Origin of the sequence: Nitrobacter sp. JJSN, assembly GCF_051912485.1 — a bacterium.
Taxonomy (GTDB): Bacteria; Pseudomonadota; Alphaproteobacteria; order Rhizobiales; family Xanthobacteraceae; genus Nitrobacter.
On sequence record NZ_CP196822.1, the window covers coordinates 1,807,999 to 1,822,888 of the forward strand.

Annotated in this window: 16 protein-coding genes, 1 other RNA gene and 1 pseudogene; 3 read left to right on the top strand and 15 right to left on the bottom strand. The window is 60.1% G+C overall.

The features are described 5' to 3' along the window. Window positions 1-158: 158 nt before the first annotated feature. Complete coding sequence (locus tag ACSZOQ_RS08980) at window positions 159-506, top strand: hypothetical protein (RefSeq protein WP_439925667.1); 348 nt, start codon at window positions 159-161, stop codon at window positions 504-506. A 311-nt stretch (window positions 507-817) separates the two neighbouring features. Here ACSZOQ_RS08980 and ssrA read toward each other — a convergent pair. Continuing rightward, window positions 818-1,174, bottom strand: a transfer-messenger RNA (tmRNA) gene (ssrA, locus tag ACSZOQ_RS08985). A 300-nt stretch (window positions 1,175-1,474) separates the two neighbouring features. Here ssrA and ACSZOQ_RS08990 point away from each other — a divergent pair. After that, window positions 1,475-1,651, top strand: a complete 177-nt coding sequence (locus ACSZOQ_RS08990; protein WP_439925668.1) for a hypothetical protein — start codon at window positions 1,475-1,477, stop codon at window positions 1,649-1,651. Between the two features lie 31 nt (window positions 1,652-1,682). Continuing rightward, window positions 1,683-1,856: a hypothetical protein gene (locus tag ACSZOQ_RS08995; protein ID WP_439925669.1), complete on the top strand. Its 174-nt coding sequence runs from the start codon at window positions 1,683-1,685 to the stop codon at window positions 1,854-1,856. Between the two features lie 27 nt (window positions 1,857-1,883). Here ACSZOQ_RS08995 and ACSZOQ_RS09000 read toward each other — a convergent pair whose 3' ends face one another. From ACSZOQ_RS09000 to ACSZOQ_RS09065, 14 genes and pseudogenes are all read right to left on the bottom strand, one after another. Continuing rightward, the gene (locus ACSZOQ_RS09000) at window positions 1,884-2,171 is read right to left on the bottom strand and encodes an STAS-like domain-containing protein (protein ID WP_439925670.1); all 288 of its coding nucleotides are present in this window, start codon (window positions 2,169-2,171) and stop codon (window positions 1,884-1,886) included. Beyond that, window positions 2,165-3,061: a hypothetical protein gene (locus ACSZOQ_RS09005; RefSeq protein WP_439925671.1), complete on the bottom strand. Its 897-nt coding sequence runs from the start codon at window positions 3,059-3,061 to the stop codon at window positions 2,165-2,167. Before ACSZOQ_RS09005 ends, ACSZOQ_RS09000 begins: the two co-directional genes overlap by 7 nt. A gap of 814 nt (window positions 3,062-3,875) precedes the next feature. Continuing rightward, the gene (locus ACSZOQ_RS09010) at window positions 3,876-4,559 is read right to left on the bottom strand and encodes a recombinase family protein (RefSeq protein WP_439925672.1); all 684 of its coding nucleotides are present in this window, start codon (window positions 4,557-4,559) and stop codon (window positions 3,876-3,878) included. An 85-nt stretch (window positions 4,560-4,644) separates the two neighbouring features. Continuing rightward, window positions 4,645-4,893, bottom strand: coding sequence for a hypothetical protein (locus ACSZOQ_RS09015; RefSeq protein ID WP_439925673.1), 249 nt, complete (start codon window positions 4,891-4,893; stop codon window positions 4,645-4,647). Next, window positions 4,894-5,268, bottom strand: a complete 375-nt coding sequence (locus tag ACSZOQ_RS09020; protein ID WP_439925674.1) for a hypothetical protein — start codon at window positions 5,266-5,268, stop codon at window positions 4,894-4,896. Beyond that, window positions 5,265-5,699 carry a hypothetical protein gene (locus tag ACSZOQ_RS09025; protein WP_439925675.1) on the bottom strand — a complete coding sequence of 145 codons (435 nt, stop codon included), beginning with the start codon at window positions 5,697-5,699 and terminating at the stop codon, window positions 5,265-5,267. The genes ACSZOQ_RS09020 and ACSZOQ_RS09025 overlap by 4 nt, the downstream gene beginning before the upstream one ends. Beyond that, complete coding sequence (locus ACSZOQ_RS09030; protein ID WP_439925676.1) at window positions 5,696-5,965, bottom strand: hypothetical protein; 270 nt, start codon at window positions 5,963-5,965, stop codon at window positions 5,696-5,698. The genes ACSZOQ_RS09025 and ACSZOQ_RS09030 overlap by 4 nt, the downstream gene beginning before the upstream one ends. A 159-nt stretch (window positions 5,966-6,124) precedes the next feature. After that, window positions 6,125-6,835 carry a hypothetical protein gene (locus ACSZOQ_RS09035; RefSeq protein WP_439925677.1) on the bottom strand — a complete coding sequence of 237 codons (711 nt, stop codon included), beginning with the start codon at window positions 6,833-6,835 and terminating at the stop codon, window positions 6,125-6,127. 791 nt (window positions 6,836-7,626) lie between these two features. Continuing rightward, window positions 7,627-9,246, bottom strand: coding sequence for a hypothetical protein (locus ACSZOQ_RS09040; RefSeq protein ID WP_439925678.1), 1,620 nt, complete (start codon window positions 9,244-9,246; stop codon window positions 7,627-7,629). 61 nt (window positions 9,247-9,307) lie between these two features. After that, on the bottom strand, window positions 9,308-10,270 hold the full coding sequence (locus ACSZOQ_RS09045) for a hypothetical protein (protein WP_439925679.1): 963 nt from the start codon (window positions 10,268-10,270) through the stop codon (window positions 9,308-9,310). 10 nt (window positions 10,271-10,280) lie between these two features. Next, a complete protein-coding gene (locus tag ACSZOQ_RS09050) occupies window positions 10,281-11,117 on the bottom strand; it encodes a helix-turn-helix domain-containing protein (protein ID WP_439925680.1) in 837 nt (278 codons plus the stop codon). A gap of 239 nt (window positions 11,118-11,356) precedes the next feature. After that, the gene (locus ACSZOQ_RS09055; protein ID WP_439925681.1) at window positions 11,357-11,611 is read right to left on the bottom strand and encodes a hypothetical protein; all 255 of its coding nucleotides are present in this window, start codon (window positions 11,609-11,611) and stop codon (window positions 11,357-11,359) included. A gap of 193 nt (window positions 11,612-11,804) precedes the next feature. Next, window positions 11,805-13,022 (bottom strand): annotated as a pseudogene (locus ACSZOQ_RS09060) (ComEC/Rec2 family competence protein); the annotation flags it as partial. Between the two features lie 81 nt (window positions 13,023-13,103). Next, window positions 13,104-14,783 (bottom strand): glutamine--tRNA ligase/YqeY domain fusion protein, encoded by a 1,680-nt coding sequence (locus tag ACSZOQ_RS09065; RefSeq protein ID WP_439925682.1) that lies wholly within the window; start codon window positions 14,781-14,783, stop codon window positions 13,104-13,106. Window positions 14,784-14,890: the final 107 nt, after the last annotated feature.

The window sequence follows — 14,890 nt, forward strand, 5'->3', positions numbered from 1 at the left end:
AACAGCCTCGCTGTTGATCGGCGACGACCGCATCGAGACAAGCAGCTCGGCAAATTCGCGGCCGGAGCTCGGTTAACCGCCAAGCTATTGGGGCTGGCGACGGACAGGCACCAGCCGCAGCGATTGGACTCCGGCGTCCCGTCTCTTAGATTTTAGCGATGATCAACAGCCATCCTGTTCGCAAGCTCGGCTATCAGCCCTTCCGAAGAATCCCATTTGCTCACCTTCGCGACGTTGAGGCCGACGCGCTGCTGTCGGTCGAGCGTGATCTGAGAGACGCCCCTACGCCGATCTCAGGAGGAATGCGGAAAGCACTGGCGAAGGAATTGGGCCACCAGAACGCGCTTAGATCGACATACCGCCGACGCTATCGGGAGCCCGATCTGTGGCGGGCCTACGGCCTCCTGCTGTGCACCTGCCCGCGCTGCCGGCATGTGATCTATCTCGACGAAGCGGGAGATGAAGACGCCGTGACATGCGATCGGTGCAAGAGGCCGTATGGCTGACTGGTCCCGCCGCTTCGACGAGGCGATCAAGATGCCCGACGGTAAGACGCTGTGCACCCTGAAGGACGCCGCGGAATATGTGCTGGCACTACCGAAGAAGGAACAGGACATGCCGGCATGGCAGCTGGCGGCCCGGGAACTGAAGAACGCCGCCGAGCTAGACCCGGCATGGCGATGGTTCGCGCGGTCAGCCATGATGCACGCGCTGCTCGGGCCGGACGACCCGCCTATCGGCAATCAGAGGGGAAGTCTTTCCGCAAGCCGGCGAGGGACACAAAAATTAAAAGCCGCGCCACCCCGAAGGATGACGCGGCCATGGCCGTTCTGTTGCCAGGTGGACCTACCCCGAACAGTTACGCCGCGAGGCGCACGTCGTTCAATGCAACGTTATCGTTTGCATTTAGGTTTTTGACCCGATAACGGCGGTATCATGCCGGGAACAATTCAGAGCTTCTTTGCGACCATCGATCCTAGTTCGCCCCCGCCTCAGCAGCTTAGGGATTTGGCCTTTCGGCAAAATCGATCTCACCGAAATGAGACCTTTAAGCTCAAGCTGCTGAGGTGGAGGCGCCGGGTACTGCCCCCGGGTCTGCCCGCAGTCCGCTCTAAGTTTCAGCGCCATCGTCTTTCGACACGAAATCGGTACACGCTATCGGTGTCGAAAGCGATCTAAAACGCAAAAAAGCCCCTCCCCGGCGGAAGACCGCTCCGAGGCCATCCGCCGCCTAATCGAACTCGGGCTGAAGCCGAAGGTGAAATGACTGGTCGCAATCTCGTCTCCCGCGAGGCCAGCCGCCCTGTGAAACAAGCTCTCGACTTCACTTCGAAGAAGAAGGCATGATCCTTCAATCATCCTCTTGAGCGGCGGCCAGGCACATGACAGCTATTCACATCTTTGCCTTTGTGCCGTTCATCGTGTTCGCGTCCGTTGCTGGCATCGTATTGTGGAATCGCCGGAGCGGTCGCCAATGACCGGACCCGAATCAAGGCTGCTGCTCGTTGGCGCGCGCGTGATCTGGCACGCTGACACCAAGGACGCCGGCACAGTCACAGAAAGGGATTGGGCGGGCGTCACGGTCAGATGGGACAACCGTGCGCAGCAAACGATCCTCCACAACGATATGGCGATGGTGACCAAGGCTTAGGGCTCGCCAGAAAACGCCATCGGAGGGACTCATGCTGAGCAAGTCGGAAGAGTACAGAGAGAACGCCCGCAACTGCGGTGAGCTCGCGGCCGAGGCGAAGGATTTGCCTTCGAAGAACCGCTACAAACGCATGCAGGATGCATGGCTAGCGCTCGCGGAGGAGCAGGACTGGCTCGATGGGAAAGTGCCGGCAGCGGATAAATAGAAAACCCCGCCGGAGCGGGGTTTGGAATCACGCTTCCACAAAACTCTCGCGCTCTAATCTGGCACGAATCATCTCGTTTATTTGCCGCGTCGAATCTATCACGCGCAGTCGCCGTTTGATCTCAGCAAAGGTCGTTGTTTTCAGCAACGGGACGATGGCTGAATTCACAAACGATGAGGTCGCGGTAGTGATGCCGTCGAAGGACACCACAACGCGTGCTTCCTTGCTAAAACCGAGCTCCAGATAGGGAAACACCGCCACGCCTTGGTCGGCTGTGTTGGCCCCGGAAACGAGGTCACGAACATGAATTACCATTCTAGATCCTCCCTTTCCTCAGGTAAGCACTCGATACGGTCGGTCCGTAAATGAATGTCTATCGTGGTCCCGGGGCAAAAACCCACCTTTTGAAGGATATAGGGCCGAATCTGTGAATTTTCATCCCTACGGAAACGGACAATGCCATGCAGGGAATAAATAGTCACGTCCCCCCCATTGGTTCCAATAACCGTCCTTAGAAGGTAGTCCAGCCCAATCCCAGCATTTCCTGGCGTCGATTTGGTCGTAAATCCCTCTTGGACCGCCCGCACAATAGCCGGCCCATCTTCGATGTTCGGCTCAATCTCGCGCACTTTCTCAGGTATACCCAATCCAAAATCCGACAGCGAAATATTGATCCTGTTCTCTGCGGGATAGTGCTGAACGAATATGCTTCCGATCTCGAGCCTAGTGTGATCTTTGATATTGTTAAACAATTCAGATAGGCACGTCTTTATTGTGTAGAGGGACGCTTCTGTAAGGTTCAATTTGCTCGCTAGCCACGGGACAAGAGTAAACTCGAGCCAGTCATGTGACTCGCTATGAGCAATTCGCATCAAGGGCTTAGTGGTCGATCTTGGCGATGCCTCTGGTCTTATTTTTTGACCGCAATGCTGCTCAAAAAACAGCGAATCATCCAAATAGCGGAGAGCGGGCGAATCCCCGTCGGCATTGATCAGCCGAACTTTCGCACCTCGCTCGTGAATCCACCAAAAGAGGTTGCTCAGAAAAACCACCCCCGCAGGGCGGATGAAGTTTAAGCTTTTGAAATCGAATACCAATTCCGGCGGCAGTCCGTTTGGACACCTCTCCGCGATGTCCTCCGCCACCCTTGAAAGGGTAACCCCTTTAAATTGACGGGGAACTAAAATTATAACGGGTTCTTCCACCTTGAATTACGGTCCTTTGAGCATCGCGCTCACGGACTAGCCGACTTTTCTTTGCCAAGTCGAGTCCGGTGGTGAACCCCTCCCCAACCCGCGCATTACCAGCCCGAACGGTCCCTGGTCGGTGTCGTTCGATACTCCTGACAGGGCCCGCCTCGTCGCCCGGGGCGGGATTTTTTTGATGGAACACCTTCCCGTCACACGCATTAATAAGTCGGAACGGGAAGCAGCCACAACCGCATTGATTCCCGAACCCGATTAGGCTCGCTGCGCTCGTTCCGGCGGGCCTATTTGGTGTGACCCGCCCGCCCTGCTTCGGCTGTCCTGCCGGGGAACGTAATGGCCGCGCTGCGCGGGCGTTACAGCTGGTCCGCTCCACATCTTTCACGCGCCCGTGAGCGGCGGCGTTAGGAACAGTCACACCCCGGTGAGGTTGTTATTCCCTAAACAGGCATGGAGCCCCAGCATGGTCCCGCATGACAATCCCCCCAGCCGCGTCACCAATAGCACAATGGGCTGGGCTATCGGAGGTGCAATACTCGCGCTGCTAATCGGTCTCTCATTCTTCTACAACGGACGCGGCACGTCATCGAAATCCGGCGAGAATCCGCCGAACGCCGTAACGCAGTCTCAGCTGCAAAAATGAACTTCTAAGCCTTATCCCAACTGGACTACCCGCTACTCGGCGGGCTTTCTTTGGGCGCCGCCGAACAGCCGCGCTCGCTCTCATCCGCGCTCCTCAGCCTTCGCATCGTGAACTCGATCTCGTCGTTCCCCACCCCGAGGTCCAGCACAACTGTCCCCATGCCGCGGGGGCTTACGCCGTGATCATGCGCGAGATCGCGGTAGCGGCATACGGTTTGCCGGACTTGGTCACATGGCCCGCTGCTGCCAGCTCGGCCGCGACATCCCGCAGCGAGCGCTTCCGACAGTTCACGGTGTAGCGCGCCAACTTCTTCGCTAGCCGCACCATGGCGGGGTTGCGCTCTTCATAGCTCTTGCGGCCGCCGCACTTGCCGGTGTCGGCCTTCTTTCGATCGCGCGCGGCCTTAAGCTTCTTCACCAGACGCTTCTTCTCAAGCTCGGCGAACGTCGCCGCTACTTGACGCATCGCTACCTTGAACTCGTCATCGGTATTCGTCAGCTCGATGTCGCCGGCGGCGGACCAGCATGAGACCTGCCGGGCGATCAGCGCCACGATGCCCAGCTCCTGCACCAGCACCTTGCGGGCGAACCGGCTAGCGTCCTCTACGATAACCGTACGGGTGCCGTTTGCCTCAAGGGCGTCCAACATCGCCGAGAAGCCGGGACGCGATGCAATGTCGTCCTCGCCCGATACAGCGTCGTCGCAGAACGTGCCGATGATGGTGAAGCCGTGATGCTTGGCGAATCGGTCGATAGCGGCGAGCTGGCGCTTCCGGGAATCCTTGTCCTCGCCGACATTGGTCGCGCTGGAGGTGCGGAGATAGGCGAAAGCCTTGACTAAGCCTTTGCGCGACATGGAGCTAAAGCCTGTTTTCTGTATCATTTACTCAGGTAAATGTAACAGAGCAGCACCAAAATGCAAACCGGCAGGGCTGCCCCGGTTATCGCCCTGCCCGCGCTGCGGGCGGCACGAAATCTGCCGGCAGCGTGCCACCGTAGTCGCGGCCAAGCTGCGTGAAGATCAGGGCCAGGGCCTGATCCGGATCTCCGGAGATGCGCGGCTTGTAATCCTCATCGCTGCACGGCTGTCCGATATCCCGAAAGTGGTGCCCCGGTCTCAGGCGCCGATCGCTGTCTCTGTCGTCGCTGGGGTAGCGCTTGCGCTTCGCCTTGATGGTGCGGCCGGTCATCTAGCGCTCCTCGCATTCTGGAACGCCGTCATCGTTGGCCCAGAAGTAATCCTCTGCCAGCTTCGCCACTGCCCGCTGAGTTTCCGAACCATCGCGAGGCAGGCAGCCGATGATGAGGAGCTTCTCTCCGGTAGCCTGCGCCTCGGCATGGCATCGATACATGAAGGCCTTCTCCTCCTCGATGATCTCGCCCTCAGCGCTGATGCCTCGCAGCCATTCGTGAATACCAGCATTTGCGAACAACGGGACGCCTGGCGGCAGAAACCCATAACCAATCACCACCTGCATCACTCCAGGCCCGCCACCGAATTCGCTAGAGTTCATCTTCTTCTCCAGTACCTGCAGCCGGCGGGCCATCTCGTTGTTACTGGTCATGATTGATACTTCTCTTCGAGTGCTGCGATCTTGTGCGCCAAGTCCCGGGTTATGACGCCTTCGCGCGTCTTCTCAATGATGGTGGAAGCAGCCGCCGCTTCGTCGAGGGTGAGAACACCTGAAGCAACCGCTGCAGCAATGTCCGCGAATGCTGCGACCACGTCGTCGACGGTGGCGATCGGGCGCAGCGTGAATCTCACCCGCGCCTTTCTGGTTGGCTCGATCCTGTCGGCGATCAGTTTTTGCGATGCCCTGCAGCCGCGCGCAGCCTGTCGGATGATCATCGAGACAAAGGCCGCTCGATCTTCATCGGTCATGTTTTCGAGGAACAGCGTGGTCTTGTGCTTGGCGCCCTTCGGCTTGCCGGGGTTGCCGGGCTTGAAGGGGCGCCCTCGCGTTTTCGCCGCGTTATTTGCGCGGGGATCGGTCACGGCGCCCGCCGCTGCTCCAGAGCAGCGATGCGATCTTCCAGCGACTTGATCTGGGCATCACGATCGGAAGCGCGCCACCTCATCTCGATCAGGGCGAGGTAATAATTCCGATCGGCAGCGGAGAAGGCGCCCATCTCGGCAGCCTTCAGAACGTTGGATGTGGCGAGTTGGGCGTCGCGCCCGTTCCTGATGCCGTCAAGGTCGATCCGCACATGGATGACGACGGCTTTCCGGGCCGCTGCCTTTTTGGGTTTCTTCGTCGTCACGTCGTCAGCTCCATCTGTTGGGCGACGCTGGCCAGGAATCAGAGCGAGCGACCTCGCGAAAGGCCGCCCGCTATTCGTCTCTTCGCTGGCGTCAGGTTCCGGGCGCGAAAACGGTACCGCCGGCCGATCGCGGGTACCGATCGTCGGCGGTCACGGCTTTTAGTTGCGGGTGCCGATGTAGGCGACATGCCGAACGGGGCGCGACATTTGCTTGAAGATGGTGCCGTTGCCGATGAACTCGTGAACGGTGTGTCCGCCGGGCATGGTTTTGGTGATCATCCGGTGCTGAAACTCCGGCATGCCATCCGTGCTCATGCTGGCCGTCACCGTGTCGGCGCGAATTTCGCCGAAGATGTTTTCGAGTGCTTGGCGGTCCGCCGAGATCAGTCCCAGGTCGACGCCTTTCCACTTCGCCGAGTGCCTCTGCATCTTTCGATGCATCCGGATGCCGTAGTTCACCAACTCTTCGCCAGACATCGGCGGCTCGGCGCGTTCGTTGTGCGAGCGCAGTGCCGCATCAGCCTTGGCCTGCATGTCGGCGAACGCGTTGAGGTCGGCCATGGGGCGCGCTTGCTTCTTCTTCAGGTCCGCAACGCTCGATGCCAGCGCGGCGAACTCGGAGCGGGGAACGCTGTCAGCAGCGACCCGCTCGGCAGCACAAGGATGCGCCGGATAATCATCGTCCTCGCGTCGGCGCATCGAGGTATCAACTCCACGATCACGCTCGCCAGCTTCGTCCTTCTTCTTCATCGTGGCGACCGAGTCCGCGAGCGCGTCGCATTTTGCATCAACCTTGCTGACGGCCGCGTTGATGTCGGCGCGCAATGCTTCGATCACATCCGTAAGGGCTTTGAGTTGTTCGGGGTCCATCTTGGTATCTCCGTTGTCGTTGTTGATGTCTGTCGGCCCCTGCGTGGACGCACAGTATATCCAGGCGCGAGTTTCTCAAAACGCCTTTGTGGATAGGGTTTCGCGGTAACAAGCGATGCGATTTGCATTCGATCGCACGTTGCAGCATGATGACAGCGCGATGGATCTCCGAATGATGTCGCGCCTGTGATCGCCCGCCTTTGGCCTCTGACCCAAAGGCGGGCGTTATTCTAACGGCCGAGCAACGGATGCACTTGCCGGCCACGAACGGCCCTGGCGTAGTGCAATGCGTCAGGGCCGTTTCAAAGACAAAGCAGAACGACATCGAACCCCGCCTCGATCGGCGCAAAGTTCTGGAGGTTGTTTCTCTCTGGAATGAGAGAGCCGCCTAAAGGACCGCCGCAATGGCAACGTGGCGCGCTTCATCGAAGGGCATCAGTGTCCCGTGAGCACCAATCGAATATACCCGCACGTGTTGAGGTACGTGTTGTACTCGTACCCCGGTATCGAGACGGATAGTCTCTTCACGCAATGAACCATGACTTGAATCATTGGATAGGTAGGGGGAGCGTTGGCTAGAACGTCCGCCATCTCGTCGACCTCAGCCCTGATAGCAGCGCAGTGTTGGGGCTCGGCTCTGACACCCTTACCGCACTCGACTAGGGCCCCGGCGAGAGCTGGAACCGGCGCAAACATGAGCAACACTGCCAATACCGCGGCAGCCAGACAATTCGTGAGAATGATCGGACTGCTCTGAAACGAGAGCTGATAGATTTCGGCGGCGCTGCTTTTCATGGCGACGGTGTTACCTGTTGCGCCGAAACGATAACATTGCTGCCCGCAGCGTTCATTACCTTGACGTCGGTCTGCACATGGATGTGGCCACCCGTCGCGCCTCGCGAGGGGTTTTTATACTCGTCGATCACTCTTCCCTTGATGCCCCGCTTGTCCAGCTCGCCGCGAACAAGGTCCGCGACATGCGCCGAATCCGCCGGGTTCTTGATGGTGAAGTCGAAGGCGCGCCCGTCGTTATGAGCGCTGTTGCGCCCCTTGTGGAAATTGTCCTCGCCCGCCGTGACCCGGTCGAAGCCAGGGTAACTTGACTGGATGCCGCGCGCGATTGCCGCCAGCTCCGGCGTCAGCGTTCCGGCGCCTTCCTTCATTGGCACCTTGCCTGAGAGGATGCTGCCGAGCTGGCCGTACCATGTGGCCCTGCCACTCGCCCGGTCATCTCGCAACTTTTGCGCGTTTGTCTTGCTCTCTTCATAAGCAGCGTTGCCCGGTCCGCCACCCATCCATGAAACGAAACCACCGATCTTTCCCGCAATGATCCCGACCCCGGACGCGAAGGTCTTCAGGTTGTTCTGAAACTCGTGGCTCCCGATGAAGTCGGCAAAATGCTCGATCCCCTTGCCAAGCTTTTCCATCGTGTCCGACGAGACAGACTTCAAAAGCACGTCGACCGTTTTAACGACGGACCCTGACAGTTTTTCAAATCCCGGAACCAGCGGAACAATCCCGCGCACGAATGTGGTCTCGATCTGGTTGCCAGCATCCGTCAGGGCCGTGGTGAAATCCTGATAGGCGCGCTGGTCGCTCGATCCCACGGCGTAGTCACCGGACAGCTTTCTGAATTGTCGCTGCTGACGCGCCAACTCGCCGGCAGAGCTGTGCTTTATCCGCCGTAAATCCTCCAAGCTGTACCCAAGATCTCCGAGATGACGCGAATCGGCGATGTTCCCGATCAAACTGTCCGGCGTCTGATCCAAGAGTTTTTTGACGGAGTTGAGAGACCGCGCGGCCACCGTAGCGGTGTCACCCTTCAGATCTTTCTCGCTCAGACCGGCACCATAGAGCGCCTTTTTCTTGGTGACGTCGCCGAGCGCCCCCGACACTCCAGATAAGACCGAGCCAGGATCAACGAACCGGTCAAAGGCGGTACCGAAGGCCTTCTGCCCGCCATAGCTCGCACCGAGGCCGAGCGCGCCGCGCCGGCCGATGGACACGTTCTGGGAGAGGCGACTTATCCCAAACAAGCCGCCGGCGCCGAGCAGCCCGCTGAAGACCGCCGTGAGGCTTCCCCACTTCATGAGCTGGCCGGTCATGTCGCGGATGTTGGTGGCCGCGCCGGTCGTCTGTCGCTTGATGCGCTCCCACGAGCTTTCCTCTTGGCGCAACAGGTTGATGGCGGCCTTGTGCGCCTCGTTGAGAAGCTTTTGCTGGCCAATCGCCGCGGCCTGTTCGAGAACAAGATCGCGGAAACCCTTCAGGCCCTGCTGCTGCGCGATGGCAACGTTGCGCCATTGCAGCGGGGTCGACTGGAGAGCCTTCTGGTAGCGCTGGAACAACGCGTCGAACTGCTTGAACGCGCCGTCGTTTACCTGAATATCGATGATACTTTTGACCGCCATGGCTCACGTCCTCAGTTTGGATCTCAGCAACATACCGGCGCGCGCTGGAAATTTCCGCCGCTCATGACGTGGTCCCCTGGGTGATCTTCGGCACAGCGTTGAACTCGGTGACCCAGCTATATCCATCTGGCTGCCGGAAATTTCCGAAGTGGTGGATCGACGAAATGATGAATGTGCCCTGTTGTGCCGCAGCCTGATTGACCAGAGAACTCTGCGCCTGCTGCGAATTCGTGACGAGCGTCTTCGGCATCTGCACTTCATCGTTGAGCGCAATGTCGGCGCGCATCGCGCACTTGAAGGCGATGGACGGCGCGAGGATCCACGTCGGCTGACCGATCAGATCGACGAACGCGATGTTCTTCACGGTCGTGTTCGGCTTATCATAGACATTGATCGTGTTGCCATCGAAGGCGATCGCCGCGCCATGATAGTCCGGCTTGTTGATGATAGACTTGCTAGCGCCGAACAGCCATTCGGCAAGCGCCTTCACGCTGGTGTAGACTCCGGGCATGTCCTCAGGTGCAACTAGATTGCCGTTTAGGTTCACGTTGATCTTCGAGCCGGGATAGGCCGTGCTCAGTGTCGACTTTATCGCGCCGTCGAGCGGCTGCCCCTTCACCCAATTGAGCGAGAGATTTTTCGGCGCGTCGACTGGCTTGCCCTGTGCCGGCGGCGGTCCAGCGGCGATGATAATATCCAGAGACATATCGGTGCCCTGCCAGTTTCCGAACGACTGGAAGATGAAGCCCTGCACGAGCAAACCGGCTTGCTTCGGGTTGGCCAGCGGCAGGCCTTTCTGAAATCCGCCGTAGACCTTGATGCTCTTCCAGTTGAGATTCTTCGCTTGGCTGATCTGGGAAAGAGGAATGCCCCAAATCTTGACGAATGCGCCGCCATTGCCGGGAGAGTGCATGGCCGCCACGGGGATATCCAGCTCCACTTGCAGCGCACCACGAACGTTCTGTCCGTTCTCGTAGCTGGTGAACGTCGTGCCGCCATCAATCTCGATCCTGTAATAACGCAATCGTCTCTCCTCAGTTGGCAGGGCTGGCGTGGTGATCGTTCGCTCTCGCTCGCTGTTCAAAATGATTGGCTAGATCGAAGATCGTCTCTCCGGCCGGCTCTTGCACGTCGTCGCGCTCGTCGTTCCATGGCGCGTCATCCAGCCAATTCTTCGCCATCTGGATGAACCGGCGCTGCGCCGGCTTGCGGTATTGCTTCGCGCAAACCTCCGCATGCAAGACGGTGGCGTCTATGATTTTCTCCACGTCAGCACCGGCTCTGACCTTGGCGCGGAATCGCCTCTTGGCCTCCGCCCTGCCGCTGCCGCATCGCCCTCTTTTCGGATAGATCGGCCAAAAGCGCTCATCGAAGATCAGATCTATCTCGTCATCGATCAATCGCGCTCGCGTTCGCACCTCGCGAACAAGAGTCTTAGTTGATGGTTCTATTGTTGGTTCAAGTGAAGGTTCACTTGGTGGCGACACAAGTGTCGGGGGGGTGGCGCCAGAGCGGTGGCGCTTAGGTGGCGACACAACGACCGGCGCGGCAGGGATGAGCGCGGCCGGCGCGGCCGGTATGATGGAAGTTACCGGGCTGTCCGGAACGTCCATCAGCAAGGTGATCATCAGGTTGCCGTTGCCGCCGTCTCGCCGCTTCGTCGGCTCAGTGTGGATCAATCCCAGCTCGCGCAGCCGAACCAGCCCGCGCTGGACCGTGCGCGTCGACGTCATCGCGTCATCCGCTAGTGTCGCCTGCTTATGCCAGGATTTGCCTTGTTTGTTCGTATAGGTGGCGATCACCAGCAGAAGCGTTTTCAGATTACCGCCAACGCGCTGCAGTTTTGCCCAATCGGTCGCTTGATAGCCCATTTTCGATCCTCGATTTGATGTCGAGGAGCGATGACCGCGCTTGCTTTTCATCAGCGTGTGCTGCATGATTCGGCTTCCTAGATGAGGGTCATCGTCCCTCTTCGTTTCGCGCCCGCAGGTTCACAGCTTGCGGGCGTTTCGTTGTGCGGCTCCCGGCGCCGCGGTTTTCTGGGTCTTAACGCCTCCGATCCCCGTCAGATCGGGGGCGGCGTTTCCTTTTGTGTGGTGGTGATCGTGGATCATGATCCACACACGCGTACGTCAACGCGCGGCGGCAGCGCTGCCAGGATGACGGCCGCGGCCGCGTCGACGTAGCCGGCGTGGCGCCTCACGAGCGCGCGCAGGGTCTCAGCGGTGCGCACCTGAGCCACATCGCACCACACGCCGTCGGCCAGCCGTTGGAGCAGCCACGCTCTGCGATGCCCCGTGCTGCGGTCAGAGGTCAGGGTGATGCGCCAATCCGGGTTGAGTTGAGCGGCGACAACCTCACTCATACGCACGCCCTCGCGGAACGGTCGCGGAACGTCCGGGGTTTATTCCGGGACTTTTCGCCGACTATCGGGGGATTGTGCGGTTTCTTGATCGGTTTTTGTTCTCCGGCAAGCGCATCAGAACCCAACCCAACCGATTGATACGCAACGCCATTTCCCCCGAATACGGACGCTAGACCGCTGGAACGTCCATGCTCTGAAAGCTCGGATGCACCAATGCCTCCGGCGCCATCGCGAGCACGATCATTGCCGCGACCGCCAGCGTGCGAAACGTGATAGCGCGCCGATCAACCATAATTGCAATCAGCACCACCGCCGTCATGAAGAACGAGCGCTGGGTCGCGACCTCGGCGCCCGACAGCAGGAGATAGAACGCCGCCGCGGCCAGCGCCGCCGCCGCCGACCATTTCTTGATCGGAAAGGTCGCCGTCAACGCCGGGATCAGCGCCAACAACGCGCGCACCGCGAAGAACACCACGCCGGCGACCACGGCCATGTGATAGCCGGAAATCGACAGCACATGGCCCAACCCCGAAATGAACATCGCGTCGTTGACGGGCGTCGTGATGGCGTCGCGCCGCCCGGTCAGGAGCGCGGTGGCAATCGCCCGGGAGTCGCCGCTGAGGACGAGGCGGATGCGGCCGTCGATGGCGTCGCGAAGCTCCTGCATCAGCGCCGCATAACGCAAGGCAATCCCGCCGCCGAGCGGCGGATCCACGATCTTGATCGGGCCCATGACGAACCCGGAAGCACCGATGCCCTGGAAATACATGTCGCGCGCGAAGTCATAGCTTCCGGGCCGCACGGGTGTGAGCGGCGGCTGCAACCGCGCTTTCAACTCAACGAAGCTACCGACGGCTGGCGCGGTGCCCTTCCTGACCGACAGCCGCACGCGATCCAGTTTGACGTGCCGCCACGGATCGTCCATCCGAACGACACGCAGAACGAACCTGTCGGTGCGTTCGCGCACCTCGCGGGTTTCGACGAAGCCCTTGAGCAACGGCGAATACATCGGCCGCGTCAGGACCGTATGCGCAACCCGCGCCGTATTCACCGTAGCGACGGCAAAACCCGCGGCCATTGCTGCGATCATGACGGCAGCGGGAAACAGCCGATGCTGGCGCAGTAACAGCGCCGCCACGCAAAGGACCCCCGCGGTCACGGTGGTAACCCAAGCTATCGGCTCGTGATCGGCTGAAAAATAGAAAGCAATGCCCACGCCGAACGCCACCGGCACCCAGGGCAACAGTCGCCCGGCTCCCGCTTCCGCGTGCGCCCAGGCTCGCAGCCGTGCAACAAGTTCCGGTAAAGTGCCCGAAGGAGCTTGTGAAGGGCTGGCAGCGACGGCCTTCCGCGGCGGCCACGTTCCTGCGTATCCGCCCGTCCGATCCCGAGCCCTGCCCCGCTCCGGCATCCGGCCACCCCCCTCGCCGCGCGATGCTAGCGGAAGAGACTGCGCAAAGAACAGTGGAACGGATACGGAATACCAGCGAAATCAGGAGCCGGCCGCCGCGACCTTGGCCCAGGTATCGCGCAGGCCGACCGTCCGGTTGAACACCAGGCGGCCGGGCGATGAATCCCGGTCCCGACAGAAATAGCCCTGCCGTTCGAACTGCACTGCGCCCTCGGCATCATCGCCGGCAAGCGCGGGCTCGACCATGCAGCCGGACAGAGTCTCGAGCGATTGCGGATTGAGCTCGGATGCAAAGTTCGCAGCGTCGGGTTGCGCCGTTGCAAACAGATGACCGTAGAGTTTGATCTCGGCCGGCACGGCATCGGCCGCGCTCACCCAATGCATCGTGGCCTTCACCTTGCGGCCATCGGGCGCGTTGCCGCCTTTGGTCGCGGGATCATAGGTGCAGCGCAGTTCGACCACTTCGCCCGCCGCGTTCTTGACCACGTCGCGACACGTGATGAAATAGGCATAACGCAGCCGCACTTCGTTGCCCGGTGAGAGGCGGAAGAACTTCTTCGGCGGATTTTCCATGAAATCATCCTGCTCGATATAAAGTTCGCGTCCGAACCGGATCCGTCGCGTGCCTTGCGAAGGATTGTCGGGATGATTGACCGCCTCAAGCTCCTCGCCCTCGCCTTCCGGATAGTTCTCGATCACGATCTTGAGCGGACGCAAGACGGCCATGCGACGCAGTGCGCTTCTGTTGAGAGCTTCGCGGACTGCGAACTCGAACATCCCGATGTCGACGGTGCTGTTGGCCTTGGCGACCCCGATCCGTTTGATGAACTCGCGTAGCGCCTCAGCCGGCACGCCCCGCCGCTGCATACCGGCAAGCGTCGGCATGCGCGGATCATCCCAGCCCGCGACATGGCCGCCACGGACGAGTTCGGTCAGGATCCGCTTCGACAACAGGGTGTGCGTGACATTGAGCCGTGCGAATTCGTACTGATGCGGCCGTGACGGCACCGGAAGATTGTCGAGAAACCAGTCATAGAGCGGCCTGTGATCCTCAAACTCCAGCGTGCAGATCGAATGCGTGACGTGTTCGATCGAGTCCGATTGCCCATGGGCGAAATCGTAGCTCGGATAAATATTCCACGCCGTGCCCGTGCGCGGATGATGAGCATGCAGGATCCGGTAGAGCACGGGATCGCGCAGGTTGATGTTGCCCGATGCCATATCGATCCTGGCACGCAGAACCCGCGCGCCGTTGGGAAATTCTCCGGATCGCATTCGCGCGAACAGGTCGAGGTTTTCATCGACCGGCCGATCGCGGAATGGACTGTCCCTGCCGGGCTCTGTCAGCGTACCGCGCGCCAGCCGGATATCCTCCTGCGACTGGTCATCAACGTAGGCCTTGCCTGCCCGAATGAGGTGCTGCGCCCAGGCGTAGAGTTGCTCGAAATAGTCCGAGGCGTAGTGGAGATTCTTCCCCCAATCGAAGCCAAGCCAGTGGACGTCGCGCTGGATCGCGTCGATGTATTCCTGCTCTTCCCTGGTCGGATTGGTGTCGTCGAAACGCAGGTGGCAGCGTCCCCCGAATTCCTCGGCAATGCCGAAATTCAGGCAGATCGATTTGGCGTGCCCCAGATGCAGATAGCCGTTCGGCTCCGGCGGGAACCGGGTGACGATGCTCTTGTGCTTTCCGGACGCGAGGTCGGCCGCCACGATATCGCGTATGAAATCCCGGCCCGCATCCGCGGTCGATTCGTCGGTCATTGTGTGCCTTTCAAGCTGCGCCTATGTGCCAAATCCGCAAGCGCCCGCCAAGGGCCGAGATGCCAGCAGTTTCGGGAATGGCAACGCGGCTACCACGTCTCGGCGGC